General features: G+C 34.6%; 14 protein-coding genes. 12 read left to right on the forward strand and 2 right to left on the reverse strand.

Annotated features, from left to right (window positions below):
• The first annotated feature begins 466 nt into the window (after positions 1–466).
• From AC0608_RS13130 to AC0608_RS13155, 6 genes are all read left to right on the forward strand, one after another.
• The gene (locus AC0608_RS13130) at positions 467–2,329 is read left to right on the forward strand and encodes an ABC-F family ATP-binding cassette domain-containing protein (protein ID WP_478289376.1); all 1,863 of its coding nucleotides are present in this window, start codon (positions 467–469) and stop codon (positions 2,327–2,329) included.
• Between the two features lie 257 nt (positions 2,330–2,586).
• A complete protein-coding gene (locus AC0608_RS13135) occupies positions 2,587–3,339 on the forward strand; it encodes a hypothetical protein (protein ID WP_478289377.1) in 753 nt (250 codons plus the stop codon).
• Positions 3,340–3,383: 44 nt separating this feature from the next.
• Positions 3,384–3,689, forward strand: a complete 306-nt coding sequence (locus AC0608_RS13140; protein ID WP_478289378.1) for a hypothetical protein — start codon at positions 3,384–3,386, stop codon at positions 3,687–3,689.
• Positions 3,690–3,737: 48 nt separating this feature from the next.
• Positions 3,738–4,190, forward strand: coding sequence for a Gmad2 immunoglobulin-like domain-containing protein (locus tag AC0608_RS13145; protein WP_478289379.1), 453 nt, complete (start codon positions 3,738–3,740; stop codon positions 4,188–4,190).
• Positions 4,191–4,418: 228 nt separating this feature from the next.
• A complete protein-coding gene (locus AC0608_RS13150; RefSeq protein WP_417959470.1) occupies positions 4,419–4,721 on the forward strand; it encodes a nucleotidyltransferase family protein in 303 nt (100 codons plus the stop codon).
• Positions 4,711–5,049 carry a HepT-like ribonuclease domain-containing protein gene (locus tag AC0608_RS13155; protein WP_417959469.1) on the forward strand — a complete coding sequence of 113 codons (339 nt, stop codon included), beginning with the start codon at positions 4,711–4,713 and terminating at the stop codon, positions 5,047–5,049. The genes AC0608_RS13150 and AC0608_RS13155 overlap by 11 nt, the downstream gene beginning before the upstream one ends.
• Before the next feature lie 84 nt (positions 5,050–5,133).
• Here AC0608_RS13155 and AC0608_RS13160 read toward each other — a convergent pair whose 3' ends face one another.
• Complete coding sequence (locus tag AC0608_RS13160) at positions 5,134–6,684, reverse strand: SDR family NAD(P)-dependent oxidoreductase (protein WP_478289380.1); 1,551 nt, start codon at positions 6,682–6,684, stop codon at positions 5,134–5,136.
• Positions 6,685–6,855: 171 nt separating this feature from the next.
• On the opposite strand from AC0608_RS13160, the gene AC0608_RS13165 reads away from it, so the two are divergent.
• Complete coding sequence (locus AC0608_RS13165) at positions 6,856–7,629, forward strand: O-methyltransferase (protein ID WP_478289381.1); 774 nt, start codon at positions 6,856–6,858, stop codon at positions 7,627–7,629.
• A 50-nt stretch (positions 7,630–7,679) separates the two neighbouring features.
• Here the strand turns inward: AC0608_RS13165 and AC0608_RS13170 are convergent, their stop codons facing one another.
• Positions 7,680–8,360: a DUF6565 domain-containing protein gene (locus AC0608_RS13170; RefSeq protein WP_417959466.1), complete on the reverse strand. Its 681-nt coding sequence runs from the start codon at positions 8,358–8,360 to the stop codon at positions 7,680–7,682.
• A gap of 358 nt (positions 8,361–8,718) precedes the next feature.
• On the opposite strand from AC0608_RS13170, the gene AC0608_RS13175 reads away from it, so the two are divergent.
• The 5 genes from AC0608_RS13175 (at position 8,719) to secA (ending at position 14,838) form a co-directional block, all read left to right on the forward strand.
• Positions 8,719–9,405, forward strand: coding sequence for an ABC transporter ATP-binding protein (locus AC0608_RS13175; RefSeq protein WP_417959465.1), 687 nt, complete (start codon positions 8,719–8,721; stop codon positions 9,403–9,405).
• 135 nt (positions 9,406–9,540) lie between these two features.
• On the forward strand, positions 9,541–10,398 hold the full coding sequence (locus tag AC0608_RS13180) for an ATP-grasp domain-containing protein (protein ID WP_478289382.1): 858 nt from the start codon (positions 9,541–9,543) through the stop codon (positions 10,396–10,398).
• A gap of 48 nt (positions 10,399–10,446) precedes the next feature.
• Positions 10,447–11,016 (forward strand): cob(I)yrinic acid a,c-diamide adenosyltransferase, encoded by a 570-nt coding sequence (locus AC0608_RS13185; RefSeq protein ID WP_417959463.1) that lies wholly within the window; start codon positions 10,447–10,449, stop codon positions 11,014–11,016.
• Positions 11,017–11,190: 174 nt separating this feature from the next.
• Positions 11,191–11,412, forward strand: coding sequence for a DUF2795 domain-containing protein (locus AC0608_RS13190; RefSeq protein WP_007138072.1), 222 nt, complete (start codon positions 11,191–11,193; stop codon positions 11,410–11,412).
• Positions 11,413–11,496: 84 nt separating this feature from the next.
• On the forward strand, positions 11,497–14,838 hold the full coding sequence (gene secA / locus AC0608_RS13195) for a preprotein translocase subunit SecA (RefSeq protein WP_478289383.1): 3,342 nt from the start codon (positions 11,497–11,499) through the stop codon (positions 14,836–14,838).
• The last annotated feature ends 408 nt before the right edge of the window (positions 14,839–15,246 follow it).

The following is a 15,246-nucleotide window of genomic DNA, read 5'->3' on the forward strand; positions in this document are numbered from 1 at the left end:
CTTTGTTGCCTACCCAAAGCAAATCATCAGAGTCTTAAAAATAGCATTAAGAAAACTGTTTAAAAGTCTTAATGTATTGTCTAACAATTTTGATATTATTTTAATTCTAAAGCTCTTGAAGAATCAAAAAAACCTTAGATTAAATCATTTAAAAAAATACTATTTATATAAACTGAACTTTATGAATGTTTATTCAACTTCAAATATATAAAAAGTAATCAAAAAACAGGTGAGGTTGTTACACATTGCAATCTGTAGTTCAAATTCTTACCTTAATTCTATAACTTTCAAGAGGTCTGTTATGCTTAAATTATATTGAAAAATAGTCTTCATTATTATTTAACCCAAAATAGTTCTCCAAAAAAAAGAACAATCTGAAATAATAATTGTTAATGAAAACTTAGATTCAACTAAACAATTGGCAAATCGATATTTAATAGCTTACTTTTGCAAAAAATTTAGCCTTGTGAATTATCTATCAGTTGAAAATATCTCGAAATCTTTTGGAGAAAGAACTCTTTTTGAAAACATTTCCTTTGGAATTAATAAAGACCAAAAAATTGCCTTCATAGCCAAAAATGGCTCTGGAAAAACGACGATCATGAGTATTATTAATGGCTTAGAAGAGTCAGATACGGGACAAGTCGTTTTAAGAAAAGGCATAAAAATGGCTTTTCTTTCACAAAATAACAATTTGCAAGACGAATTGACCATTGAGGAAAGCATTTTTGCTTCGGATAATGAGACTTTAAAAGTGATTGAAGCGTATGAAAAAGCATTAGAAAATCCTGAGGATGAGGAAGCGTACCAAAAAGCTTTTGACGGAATGGATCAGCACAATGCCTGGGATTTTGAAACGCAGTACAAGCAAATTTTGTTCAAACTGAAGTTGGAAGATTTCAAACTGAAAGTAAAAAATCTTTCGGGTGGCCAGAAAAAAAGGTTATCACTGGCTATTATTTTGATCAATCGTCCTGATTTATTGATTTTGGATGAACCTACGAATCACTTGGATTTAGAGATGATTGAATGGCTAGAAAGCTATTTTGCCAAAGAAAATATCACACTGTTTATGGTAACGCACGACCGTTTCTTTTTGGAACGTGTTTGTAATGAAATCATCGAATTAGACAACGGAAAATTATACCAATACAAAGGAAATTACTCCTATTATTTAGAGAAAAAAGAAGAACGCATCGCATCTGAGAATTCTAGTGTGGATAAAGCGCAAAATCTTTTTGTAAAAGAACTGGAATGGATGCGCCGTCAACCAAAAGCGAGAACGACAAAATCGAAATCGCGTCAGGATGATTTTTATGACATTAAGGAAAAAGCGCAAAGTCGCCGTCGTGAAAATAAAGTAGAACTCGAAATCAACATGGAACGCATGGGAAGCAAGATTATCGAGCTTCACAAAATCTCCAAGAAATTCAAGGATCATGTGATTTTGAATAATTTCAGTTTTGATTTTCAACGTGGCGAACGTATTGGAATTATTGGGAAAAACGGAACCGGAAAATCGACTTTCTTGAATCTTTTAACCGGAACTTTGCCGCTTGATGGTGGAAAAGTGGTGGTTGGCGAAACGATAAAAATAGGATATTATACCCAAAGCGGAATCAATCCAAAACCGGGACAGCGCGTTATTGATGTGATTAAGGAATACGGAGAATTTATTCCGTTGATGAAAGGAAAATTGATTTCGGCTTCACAATTATTGGAGCGTTTCCTTTTTGATGCTAAAAAACAATACGATTTTGTAGATCGATTGAGTGGGGGCGAATTAAAACGATTGTACTTGTGTACAGTTTTGATTCAGAATCCAAACTTCTTGATTCTGGATGAGCCTACCAATGATTTGGATATTGTGACGCTAAATGTCTTGGAAAGTTTCCTTTTGGATTATCCTGGATGTTTAGTTGTAGTTTCTCACGACAGGTATTTCATGGATAAAATTGTGGATCACTTATTCATTTTTAGAGGTGATGGTGTTGTGGAAGATTTTCCTGGAAACTATTCTGATTTTAGAGCCTATGAAGACAGTGCCGATGTGGCCCAAAAAGAGGAAAACAAAGCCGACAAAAAAGACTGGAAACAAAACAATCCGACTGGAAACCTTACGTTCAACGAGCAGAAAGAGTTTCAGAAAACGGAACGAGAAATCAAAGATTTAGAGATTCAGAAAATAACTATGGAGCAATTGTTCTCAGATGGAAAAATTGCCGAAGCTGACATTGAAAAGAAAGCAAATGAATTGAAAAACATCATCAATAAAATTGAGGAGAAAGAGGAACGCTGGTTTGAGCTGAGTGCTAAGATAGAAGGATAATACTTTATTTATACTATTTACAACCCCAACACTTTTAGCGGTAACGCTGGGAATGTTGGGGTTTGTTTTTTAGGAAAAGAAAAGGCGGTTGCAAATGAGTAATAAAAATTCCATTTGACAATTTATAGTTTTTTTTATATATTTTTGAGATAATTAAAGCTTTACGTTTGTCAGACCATGCTAACTAATTTTAGGTAGATTGCAATTATTTTTTCCGCCTATAAACAAGTTAACAGTAATTTAAAAAAACTCAGTTTATGAATAAAGTTCTTTTTTACATATTACCCCTTTTTATTTTTTTTATAGGTTGTAAAAATGATTCTAATCTAGAAATAAAAGAAAACAAAAAACTAATAATACATGCGGGGTTTAGTGATAAAGAATCGGAAGATTTTAAATATTATTCAGATTCCACATATACTTTTTATTTGAAAGAAATTAAACATAGATATGAAAAGGTTGAAAAATTTAGTGCTTCTTGTTATCTTAAAAATGACACTTTATATTTCACTCCAAATGAATTTAAACCTACAAAAAGTGAAAAAGCGATTCTTAAAAATAATTTTATAGAATTTATCGGAAAATATTCTTCTTACCGTTTAGAAATAAAGAAAAACAACACCCGAATAAAAAGTAAACTTAACTTTAAAAATCTAAAAGATTTTGCTGTTTTTACTTATTATCCTGAATCCGAAAAATTAAATTATAAACCATATGATTTAAATCAATCAGAATTGGAAAAAGCTAATACAATTTTAGAAAAATGTTTTAATGAAAATAAATCAAAACTTAGAAATTCAAAGGAATATGTAAAGCAATGTATTGCCGTTAAGAATTCAAATAATGAAATTGAAGTTTGGATAAGATGCTATTGTAGAAATTCTTTTAACAAAAATGGATTTAAATTTTATCTAATAGAAATGAATGATGGGGGAAAGTGCAATTTTTCAATTAAAATCAATATTACAAAAGAATCATATTTAGATCTTGAAATCGCAGGATTAGCTTAAATTAAACTACTGCCAACATCGCTACAAATAAAAACATAAAACAAATGAATCTAAAAATCACTCTATCTAAATATTCTGAGAAGCCTAACTCTTTATTTAAGAAAATCTTCGTGACGTTTTCATTTGCTTATTTACCTTTTATATTACTTTTTGTAATCTTAGTTAATTTTGGTCTTATACCTGTAAATTTTAACGGCGAAGATATTTATGGTTTTAAAGGAGTAGTCGTTTTAGTTTGCTTTGCCCCTATTTTTGTTTTCATGTTCAGTGCTTTTGCTTACTTATGGTTTCGATTTGGAAATTTTGTTTTACGATTATTTGTTGCACTTTTACCTGACAACAAACAATAACTACAACATTAACAAACTAGTTTAAGACTTAAAATAAAAAACATAATTATGAGATGGACAATTATATTATCAACACTACTACTATTTGCATGCAATAAGAAGGAAACTCAAAGCAACTCTGTTTTGAATGACACTTTAATGAACATTCCGGAAACGACTAAAATAGTGAAGGCTGTAAAGCCAGAAAATCTACTGCCAAAACAATTTTCTAATGAACGTTTCAAAGAAGTAATTGTGGAACGAATAGGCGAAAATAAATTCAGAGTGCGCGGAAAAGGGCAAATCTTTGAGGCAAACTTTAACTGGATTGTTGAAGACGGACACGAAGAGTTAAATACTGGCTTTCAGACGACTGATGCGGGGGCTCCAGAGTGGGGTAACTTTGACTTTACAATTACCGTTCAAAAAAAACGAGTGAATTCTAAATTGACCCTCGTTTTATTTGAATCAAGCGCTAAAGATGGCAGCCGTCAACATGAACTGCCAATTGTTCTATTTTAATTGCTAAGTATTAAAAAACTAAGCTAATGGTTGTTTTGCTTTAACACAAGTAATACTCCCAAAAAACTCGCTATTCAAAGTTTATAATAGTTCTTGGTTTCACTACGCAAATGTCTCTGACTTCGCGCCCCAATAGTTAACCACACAATAGAGCAAACAGGAATTCGAATAGTCAAAATTCCATTAAATGAATTATTTTGCGTATTTTTGAATTATACTATTTAAAACATGAATGCAATACAAAGCTATAGCGAGGATATAACAACATTATGCAAAACACACAATGTTAAGACATTGTATGCATTTGGCTCCGTTTTAACTGAAAAATTTAATAGCGAAAGTGACATTGACCTAATCGTTGAATTTCAACCATTAGATGTTTTAGATTATGCTGATAATTATTATGATTTAAAATTCTCATTAGAAACCATATTAAAAAGACAAATTGATTTGCTTGAAGAAAAAGCTATTAAAAATCCTTATTTCAGAAAAACTATAAATCAAAACAAACAACTGATTTATGGACAATAATATTAAAACTTGGCTATATGATATTTTAAGTTCAATTAATGAAATCGAAAGTTATTTTATTGATCTACCAAAAGAATTTAAAGTTTATGAAAATGATTTAAGAACGAAAAGAGCCGTCGAAAGGAATATTGAAATCATTGGTGAAGCAATGAACCGAATTTTAAAAGAAGATAGTGAAATAATTATTTCAAACTCCAGAAAAATAGTTGATGTTAGAAATAGAATAATTCACGGTTATGATTCCGTTTCTGACGACGTAGTTTGGGGAATTGTAATTCGACATTTACCCATTTTACAAAAAGAAGTCGAAAAAATGCTGGAAGAATAGTAAACAATATTGACATTAATACATAAAAAAACCACAACATAATCTAATTCTGTTGTGGTTTTTCACTTTATAAACATACTATTTCTACCACGGAATCGGATTGTAATCTTTCAAGAATTTTCCGCACCAGTGTTTTCCTGTATTAATTCCGTCAAATAGTGGATCCATCACTCGGGCTGCACCATCAACAATGTCTAATGGTGGTTGAAAATCTTCTTCTTCCTGTTTTCTTTTGGCTAATTCGGCAGGATCTTCGTCGGTTACCCAACCCGTATCCACCGCGTTCATAAAAATCCCGTCTTTTGCCAACGTTCCTGAGGAGGTGTGCGTCAGCATATTCAATGCGGCTTTGGCCATATTAGTATGTGGATGGCGGTCCTCCTTAAAAAAGCGATGAAACTTTCCTTCCATTGCCGAAACATTGATGATGTGCTTTTTTCCGGTGTTGTCTTTCTTCATGACTTCCGAAAGACGGTTGCACAATACAAAAGGCGCTACGGAATTTACCAGCTGTACTTCAATCATCTCCGTTGTTTCTATTTGTCCCAATCGCAAGCGCCAGCTGTTGGTTTTTCTCAAATCTACTTGCTGCAAATCGGCATCGAGTTCTCCTTCCGGAAAAACTTCATTTGCCACGAGCGAATTATCAAACGAATACGGAATCTGAGATAATTTGGCGGAAGCCCGTAACCCAATTCCAGGTTCTGGTCCGTGCCAAGTTACCGGCATGTTTTGATTTGGAGAAATTCCTGATGTCAATACTTTTAATTCATCCAAACAATTGGTATGATCCAATAATAAAGTTTGTACTTGTTTTGGCAATGAAGCTATAGAAAGGGCTTCATTTTCCATTAGATGTGTATAAAATCCGGCAGGGCGCCGCACCGTTTGCGCCGCATTATTAATTAAAATGTCCAATCGCTCGTATTTTTGTTCTATAAAATTGCAAAAAATCTCCACACTGGGAATGTGTCGCAAATCCAGTCCGTGAATTTTCAAGCGATGTTCCCAATCCATGAAATCAAGTTCTTTAGAAAAGCGTAAGGCCGAATCCACCGGAAAACGAGTCGTTGCAATTACTGTGGCTCCACCACGCAACAACATCAACGTAATGTGATACCCAATTTTTAGACGAGAACCTGTAATAACGGCAACTTGTCCGTTTACGTCAGCGGTTTGAAACCGTTTAGCATAATTAAAATCGCCACAATCAGTACACATCGTATCATAAAAGTGGTGCATTTTAGTAAATTCCGTTTTACAAACGTAGCAATTTCTGGGAGTTTCCAGTTCCAATTGTTCTTTGAGTGCAAGATCATTGTAAGCCAATAGTTTTGGTGCCACAAAAACACTTGCTTCACGGGCGTGACGGATTCCGGTTTCCTTTCGGGCAGTTCGGTCCCGTTTTTCCATTTTGCGCTTCGCAGCCACTTTACCATCTTTTTTTCGTCGGGAAAGCTCATCACGATCTGGTCTGGAGAACATTCCTGCTGCTTTAATTAAAGCTGTTCGTTGTTCTTTTGGGATCTCAAATATTTGATCTGTATCCGTATTCAATTGTGCCAAAATAGCGATGCATCGGTCAATTTCTTCCGAGCTTATGGCAGTCTTATTTTCTATTGCTGATGTTGTCATTATATAAAACAGGCATTTTTATTAGCAAAATACCAAGGGTGCAAATATAGTCTTTATAGTCTTAAAGTTAGTCCAGAACTTAGTGCGTCATTTCTTCTCTCTCGCTTCTTGTATCTTGCCTCTCTCTTCCCTCCTTTTTTGTATCTTCGCCCCTACTTTGCAAACGCCTTTATGCTATTCCAAATAAAATCGTACTTACAATTCCTTTGGCACTCAAAAAATGAGCATGCGGTACATTCGCCTTTTGTGTTTACTTTATTGACAAAATGTTTGTATGATAAAAGACCCAAATCTGAGTATGCCATTTTAAGGAAGTACCGAAAATCACTTTTACATAACGACAATACAATTAAAGTTACTGATTTTGGTGCAGGTTCCAAAGTTTTTAAATCCAATAATAGAGCCATTGCTAAAATTGCTGCAACGGCTGGAATCTCTCCCAAGCGAGCCCAATTATTATTTAGAATAACAAATTATTTTCAACCCAATAGTATTTTAGAAATTGGAACTTCATTGGGATTGGCGACTTCGGCCCTAGCTTTAGGAAATTTAAAAGCCAAAATAACCACTTTAGAAGGTTGCCCTGAAACCGCGAAACAAGCTCAAAACCAATTTAAACAATTTGGTTTAACCAATGTAAATACCGAAATAACTGAATTCAATACTTATTTGAATAAACTTCAAGCTTTAAACTTTAAACTCATTTATTTTGACGGGAACCACTCCAAGAAAGCAACTTTGGATTATTTTGAAGTATTATTGCCAACCATTACTAACGAAACTGTTTGGATATTTGATGACATTCATTGGTCACAGGAAATGGGAGAAGCTTGGGAAATTATAAAAAAACATCCAAAAGTTACCGTAACGATAGATACTTTTCAATGGGGATTGGTGTTTTTTAGAAGAGAACAGTCCAAAGAACATTTTGTGATACGGGTATAAAAAAATGACAGTCATTACTGACTGTCATCTCAACATGAATTAAGTAATCCTTATTCTTTTGCTCTTTTCATTTCTCCTGATTTAGCTCCCATTCGGTTCAAGGTATACATTGGACCAAATTTCGCTTTTAAACCCGCAATTTTTCTGTTATCTTCAGAGGTAAGTCCTTCTTTCTCCACAGTATTTTTTCTACTGTCAAGCGCTTCGTACATTACTTTAATTTCATCCCAGTCTTCACGAGAATATTTATCTTTGTTGTCTTCAACTGTATGCACAAATTGTTGGTAAACATTATGAATATTCGATGCATTTACCCAATTAAAATTCATATCCTCACCCATTTTTCCTTCACCAAATAAGGCGTTTCTCATTTGTTGTTTACTGTTCGGTGCTGCCGCTGCTACAGCTACTTCTGCCTCCGCTTTTTGAGCTTCATATTTGGCTCTCAAAGCTTCATACTTGGCTCTGCTTGCATCAAGACGTGCTTGCGCCTCCACATTATCCTTCATGTTTGCGATAGCTGCTTCAGCTTCTCCGCTTCTTATTAGGTAAGCCGCTTCTATTCCTTCCCAGTTACTTTTAGCGTCTTCAGCAGTAACATTACCTAATGAATCTACATACATTACATAGGTGTCAACTTTTTTCTCTGCTTGTTCCGCTTTTTCATCTTTGCAAGATGTAAATCCAATAGCGATTACCGCTAATCCTAGTGCTAGTTTAGTATTTTTCATAATTTTTGATTTGATTAATTATTCTTAAACAAATGTAAATAACTTTGTACTATATTCAATAAATAACAAAAAATTATGTAACTAATTAAAATAATTGTGAAATAAAAAACACATACGTGTGAATTATATAAATTAAGCGTTAAATTATATAAAATGTTAAACTCCTATTTTATGTATCAAAAAATTAAAAATTAGTACGTGATGATTTATAAAAACATTAGGTTTGAAATTCAATGCTGATAAATTGTAACAAATTAAAAAATTCACTACTTATTAATAACACAAAAGTTTTTGTACTTTTAAAATCTAATTTAATAGCATCCTGAGCACAGTCGAAGGTCAAAAATCAAACATTCTAATGGCAAACCCGCTAATAAAAATAACCAACATCAAAAGAAATTTTGTACTGGGAAATGAAATTGTTTATGTGCTCAAAGGCATTGATTTAGAAATAAACAAAGGAGAATATGTAGCATTAATGGGTCCTTCTGGATCTGGAAAATCTACATTAATGAATTTATTGGGATGCTTAGACACACCAACTTCCGGAACTTATATTTTGAATGGTAAAGATGTAAGCCAAATGAAAGATGATGAATTAGCCGAAATTCGAAACAAAGAAATAGGATTTGTTTTCCAGACTTTCAACCTTTTGCCCAGAACAACCGCACTAGACAATGTGGCACTACCCATGATTTATGCCGGCTTTTCAAAATCAGATCGAAGAGCAAGAGCCACTGAAGTATTAGAACAAGTAAACCTTGCTGACAGAATGGATCACCAACCCAACCAACTTTCAGGAGGCCAACGCCAGCGTGTAGCAATTGCACGTGCCTTGGTCAACAAACCATCCATCATTTTGGCTGATGAACCTACAGGAAATTTAGACAGTAAAACCTCCCTTGAAATCATGAAACTTTTTGGAGACATCCACAATAACGGTAATACCGTAATCCTTGTAACACATGAAGAAGAAATTGCTGCGTATGCGCATCGAATCATCCGTTTGCGTGACGGACTTATTGAAAGCGACACAACCAAATAATCTTTTTTAGGAGCTTTTTCCGGCTATTTGCTTGTATCTCTTTCTTTTCAAAAAGAAACAGGATACCGCTTCTATCCGGGCTAAAAATTTCACAAACAAATGCTTTTTAACACCTAATAACACCCACTGCCTAAGATGAATATCGCCCTACTAACCTGCGAAAAACTTCCTGATTTAAATCCTGAAGATCAAAAAATAATCCCTGCACTAGCCAAACATAATATTAAAGCCAAAGCGGTGATTTGGAGCGATACAACTATCAATTGGACTGATTTTGACTACCTTATTTTTCGGAATACTTGGGATTATTTCGAAAAAGAAACCGAATTTAATATTTGGCTCCGCCAAATAGAAATGTTAGGCGTCAAAACACTCAACCCGATTAAAATAATCAAACAAAACATACACAAGTTTTATTTGCGTGAGATGGAAAAACAAGGAATCACAATCCTTCCAACCGTATTCATTGACAAAACAAACACTCTAAATCTAGCGGAACATTTACCTTCCCATTGGGATAAAGCAGTTATAAAACCCGCATTTTCCGCAGGATCATATCTCACTGAAGTTTTTGAAGCATCAAATATTCAAGAAATAAATAAAAAATACGCAACTATCGCCTCAGATAAAGACTTGCTTTTACAAGAATTCATGCCAGAGATTCAAACTTTAGGCGAAACTTCATTTATCTTTTTCAATAAAAAATTCTCTCATGCGGTCAATAAAAAACCGGTAGATGGAGATTTTAGAGTACAATCCCTTTTTGGTGGCATATACAATTTAGTGCATCCAAGCACCGAATTGATTGAAAAAGCACAAAAAGTTGTAGGGACTTTTAAAGAGGACTTATTGTACGCCAGAGTAGATGGAATACTGATTGAAAATAAACTTTATTTGATGGAAATTGAATGTATTGAACCCGATTTGTATTTCAATTTAAGTGAAGGTTCACTGGAACGATTTGTTACTGCAATAGTGGAATTAATACAGTAAATTTGTTTTTTTTCAAAGCAACAAATAGCAAATTAACATAAACATTGAATGAAAGTATATACTAAGACTGGTGATAAAGGAACCACGGCACTTTTTGGCGGAACCAGAGTCCCAAAAGATCACGCACGAATAGAAAGTTATGGTACGGTAGACGAATTGAATTCTCACATTGGACTAATCCGCGATCAGGAAATGAATTCCCATTACAAAGAAATCCTAATCGAGATTCAGGATCGTTTGTTTACAGTAGGTGCTATATTGGCCACCCCTCCAGAAAAAGAAGTGCTTAAAAACGGTGAACTTCGGTTAAAAAAACTTGGAATAATTGAATCTGACATTGAACTGTTGGAAAATGAAATTGATGGCATGGAAGAAGCCTTACCACCCATGACTCATTTTGTGCTTCCTGGCGGACATACTACTGTGTCATATTGTCATATAGCACGTTGCGTATGCCGCAGAGCGGAGCGTTTAGCAGTTCATTTAAGCCATAATGAACCCGTTGCTGAAATTGCAATTAAGTACCTGAACCGACTTTCTGACTACCTTTTTGTGTTGGCACGAAAGTTGTCTCATGATTTGAAAGCTGCGGAAGTTCAATGGATTCCTAGAAAATAATTTTTAGCATTTTAGTTCCTTTTCAGTTGCATTTATGGTAAAAAAAGGCACCCTTTTTAACCACAAAATTTAGATCAAAAAAAACGTTCTTAACTTTTTATTAAAATAAATGATTTTTTACTTGTCTTTTTCAGTAAAAAATTTATTTTTGCACAAAACTAAACAGACAACAAGATGTATTGGACATTAGAATTAGCATCCTATCTAAGTGATGCACCGTGGCCTGCTAACAAAGACGAACTTATTGACTACGCTATTAGAGCAGGAGCTCCATTAGAAGTAGTAGAAAACCTTCAATCTATAGAAGACGAAGGCGAGATATATGAATCAATGGAAGAAATTTGGCCAGATTATCCTACAGACGAAGATTATCTTTGGAATGAGGATGAATATTAAAAAGTAAACCAAGAAAAAGTCTCTAAAGAGGCTTTTTTTTTGTTTAAATTTACAGAATTACACAAACAGAAATAAAAACATATTATGAGTTTTATAAATAGTATTATTAAAGTCTTTGTTGGGGATAAATCTCAAAAAGATGTGAAAGCTTTACAGCCGTATCTTAACAAAATCAAAACTTTTGAAACTCCTCTAATGGCATTATCTAATGATGAGCTTAGAGCGCGTACTGCATTTTTCAAAGAAAAAATAAAACAAGACCGCTCTGAAAAAGATGCTAAAATTAGCGCTCTGAAACTAGAAGTTGAAAGTATTGAAGATATCGACAAAAGAGAAGACATTTACGTCGCTATTGATGCGCTGGAAAAAGAGGCTTACGACATATCCGAAAAAACATTGTTAGAAATTCTTCCGGAAGCTTTTGCTGTAGTCAAAGAAACGGCTAGACGTTTCAAAGACAGTACGCAGGTAGTTGTTACTGCTACCGCAAAAGACCGTGAACTTTCGGCAACAAAAAGCTATATTACTTTAGATGGTGACAAAGCCGTTTGGGCAAATTCATGGAGTGCTGCAGGTAAAGAAATTACTTGGGACATGATTCACTATGACGTACAATTAATTGGCGGAATGGTTTTACATGAAGGAAAAGTAGCTGAAATGCAAACAGGAGAAGGAAAAACATTGGTAGCAACATTACCGCTTTACTTAAATGCCTTAACTGGAAACGGTGTACATCTAGTAACTGTGAATGATTATTTGGCAAAAAGAGATAGTACTTGGAAAGCGCCATTATTCGAATTCCACGGGATGACGGTAGAATGTATCGACAATTACCAACCAAGCTCAGAGGGAAGAAAAAAGGCCTATGACGCAGATATCACGTACGGAACCAATAATGAATTTGGTTTTGACTACTTGAGAGATAATATGGCGCATTCGCCAGAAGATCTGGTTCAAAGAAAACACAATTATGCGATTGTCGATGAGGTCGATTCTGTTTTGATTGATGATGCCAGAACACCATTGATTATCTCAGGTCCAGTACCTCAAGGAGACCGTCATGAGTTTAATGAATTGAAACCAAAAATTGAAAACTTAGTTAGTTTACAACGCCAATTAGCTAACGGTTTCTTATCTGAAGCTAAAAAATTAATAAAAGAAGGAAATACTAAAGAAGGTGGATTCCAATTGTTAAGAGCCTACAGAGCGTTACCAAAAAACAAAGCATTGATCAAGTTTTTAAGTGAAGAAGGAATCAAACAGTTGCTTCAAAAAACTGAGAATCAATACATGCAGGATAACAAACGAGAAATGCACAAGATTGATGAGGCATTATATTTTGTTATTGAAGAAAAAAACAATCAAGTTGAATTGAGCGATAACGGAATTAAATACCTCTCAGGAGATACTGATTCTGACTTTTTCGTACTTCCAGACATTGGAACAGAAATTGCCGCTATCGAAAAAAGAAAACTGGATAAAGATGCAGAAGCGGAAGAGAAGGAAAAATTATTTCAAGATTTTGGAATTAAAAGTGAGCGCATCCACACCCTGACACAACTTTTGAAAGCGTACGCTTTATTCGAAAAAGATGTTGAATATGTAATCATGGATAATAAAATCATGATTGTTGATGAGCAAACAGGACGTATCATGGACGGCCGTCGTTATTCTGACGGTTTACACCAAGCCATTGAAGCGAAAGAAAACGTGAAAATTGAAGCAGCAACACAAACATTTGCAACAGTAACGTTACAGAATTACTTCAGAATGTATAACAAACTGGGAGGAATGACTGGAACTGCAGTAACAGAAGCGGGTGAGTTGTGGCAAATATACAAGCTGGACGTTGTAGAAATTCCTACAAACAGAGGAATGGCCCGAAAAGATAAAGAAGATTTTATTTATAAAACCACTCGTGAGAAATTCAATGCCGTTATCGAAGACGTAACTGAATTATCTAAAGCAGGAAGACCAGTTCTTATTGGTACGACTTCTGTAGAAATTTCGGAATTATTAAGTCGAATGTTGAAAATGAGAGGCGTTGCACACAATGTCTTGAATGCAAAAATGCACAAACAAGAAGCTCAAATTGTTGAAGAAGCCGGAAAACCTGGTGTGGTAACTATAGCTACTAACATGGCTGGTCGTGGTACCGATATTAAATTATCTGCCGAAGTAAAAGCCGCAGGTGGATTAGCGATTGTAGGAACAGAACGTCATGACTCTCGTCGTGTTGACCGTCAGTTACGTGGTCGTGCAGGACGTCAAGGTGATCCGGGAAGTTCTCAGTTTTATGTTTCTCTTGAAGACAACCTGATGCGTTTGTTTGGTTCTGAAAGAGTGGCTAAAGTGATGGACAGAATGGGATTAGAAGAAGGCGAAGTGATTCAGCATTCTATGATGACTAAATCTATCGAACGTGCCCAGAAAAAAGTGGAAGAAAACAACTTTGGTGTTCGTAAACGTTTATTGGAATATGATGATGTGATGAATGCGCAACGTGAAGTAGTGTACAAACGTCGTCGTCATGCTTTGTTTGGAGAGCGATTGAAATTAGATATTGCAAACATGCTTTACGATACTTGTGAATTGATCGTTGACCAAAACAAAGTATCTAATAATTTCAAAAACTTTGAATTCGAATTAATTCGTTATTTCTCTATCACATCACCAGTTACCGAAAGTGAATTCAGCAAATTGACGGAGATGGAACTTACCGGTAAAATATACAAAGCAACGCTAGAATATTATACAGAGAAAACAGAAAGAAGTGCTAGAGAAGCATTCCCAATCATAAAAAGTGTTTACGAAGACAAGAACAATCAATTTGAACGTATTGTTGTTCCTTTTACGGATGGAATAAAATCGTTGAATGTGGTTACTGATTTGAAAAAAGCCTACGAAACTGAGGGTGCTCAACTTGTTGCTGATTTCGAAAAAAATATTACTTTGTCAATTGTAGATGAAGCTTGGAAGAAACACTTACGTAAAATGGATGAGTTGAAACAATCGGTTCAACTTGCGGTTCACGAACAAAAAGATCCGTTGCTTATTTACAAACTGGAAGCGTTCAATTTGTTTAGAGCAATGATTGACAATGTCAATAAAGAAGTGATTTCATTCTTGTTCAAAGGTGATTTACCGGCTCAAGAAAACCAACAAATTCAAGAAGCAAAAGAAGTTCGTCAACAAGAAGAGTATCAATTAAGTAAAGACGAAATTCCAAATAGTGAAAGTGCCAATCGTGAAGCGGGAGAAACGCAACAACGTCAAGTAACGGAAACGATCGTGAGAGATATGCCAAAGATTAATCGAAATGACAACGTTACAATTCAAAACGTGGCAAACGGTCAAACACAAGAAATGAAATACAAAAAAGCTGAAAGCTTAATCGCTTCAGGACAATGGGTTATCGTTAGCTAATAATCGTTTTGATTCCTTACAATTAAATTCCCCAATTACGAAAGTAGTTGGGGAATTTTTTTTATCCTGAATTCATTTCAGGATCTTTTTTTAAACTTTTCTAGGATTTATCCTGAATTTATTTCAGGAGCAGTTCCCGCCCTGCGCTCTAAGCTATTTGGTTTCAAACCCTTTTTCTAGCCGCTGTCAGGAGCTTCCTTTGGTCGCTCTGCCACCACCAGAAAAAAGTAATTTTCAACCGGCATAGGCTTTCCGCTGCTGTCGGGGCTAAGGATTTTGCAATAAACAATTCTGTTTACGGTTTTCCGTAATTATCCTATAATCAAAGAATATATCTTTGAGAATAAATAATTACTAATTCCTATTTATAAGATTTTTCAGTGATTTATTTATATATTTGAAAATAAA

Source organism: Flavobacterium sp. GNP008 (genome assembly GCF_056428965.1).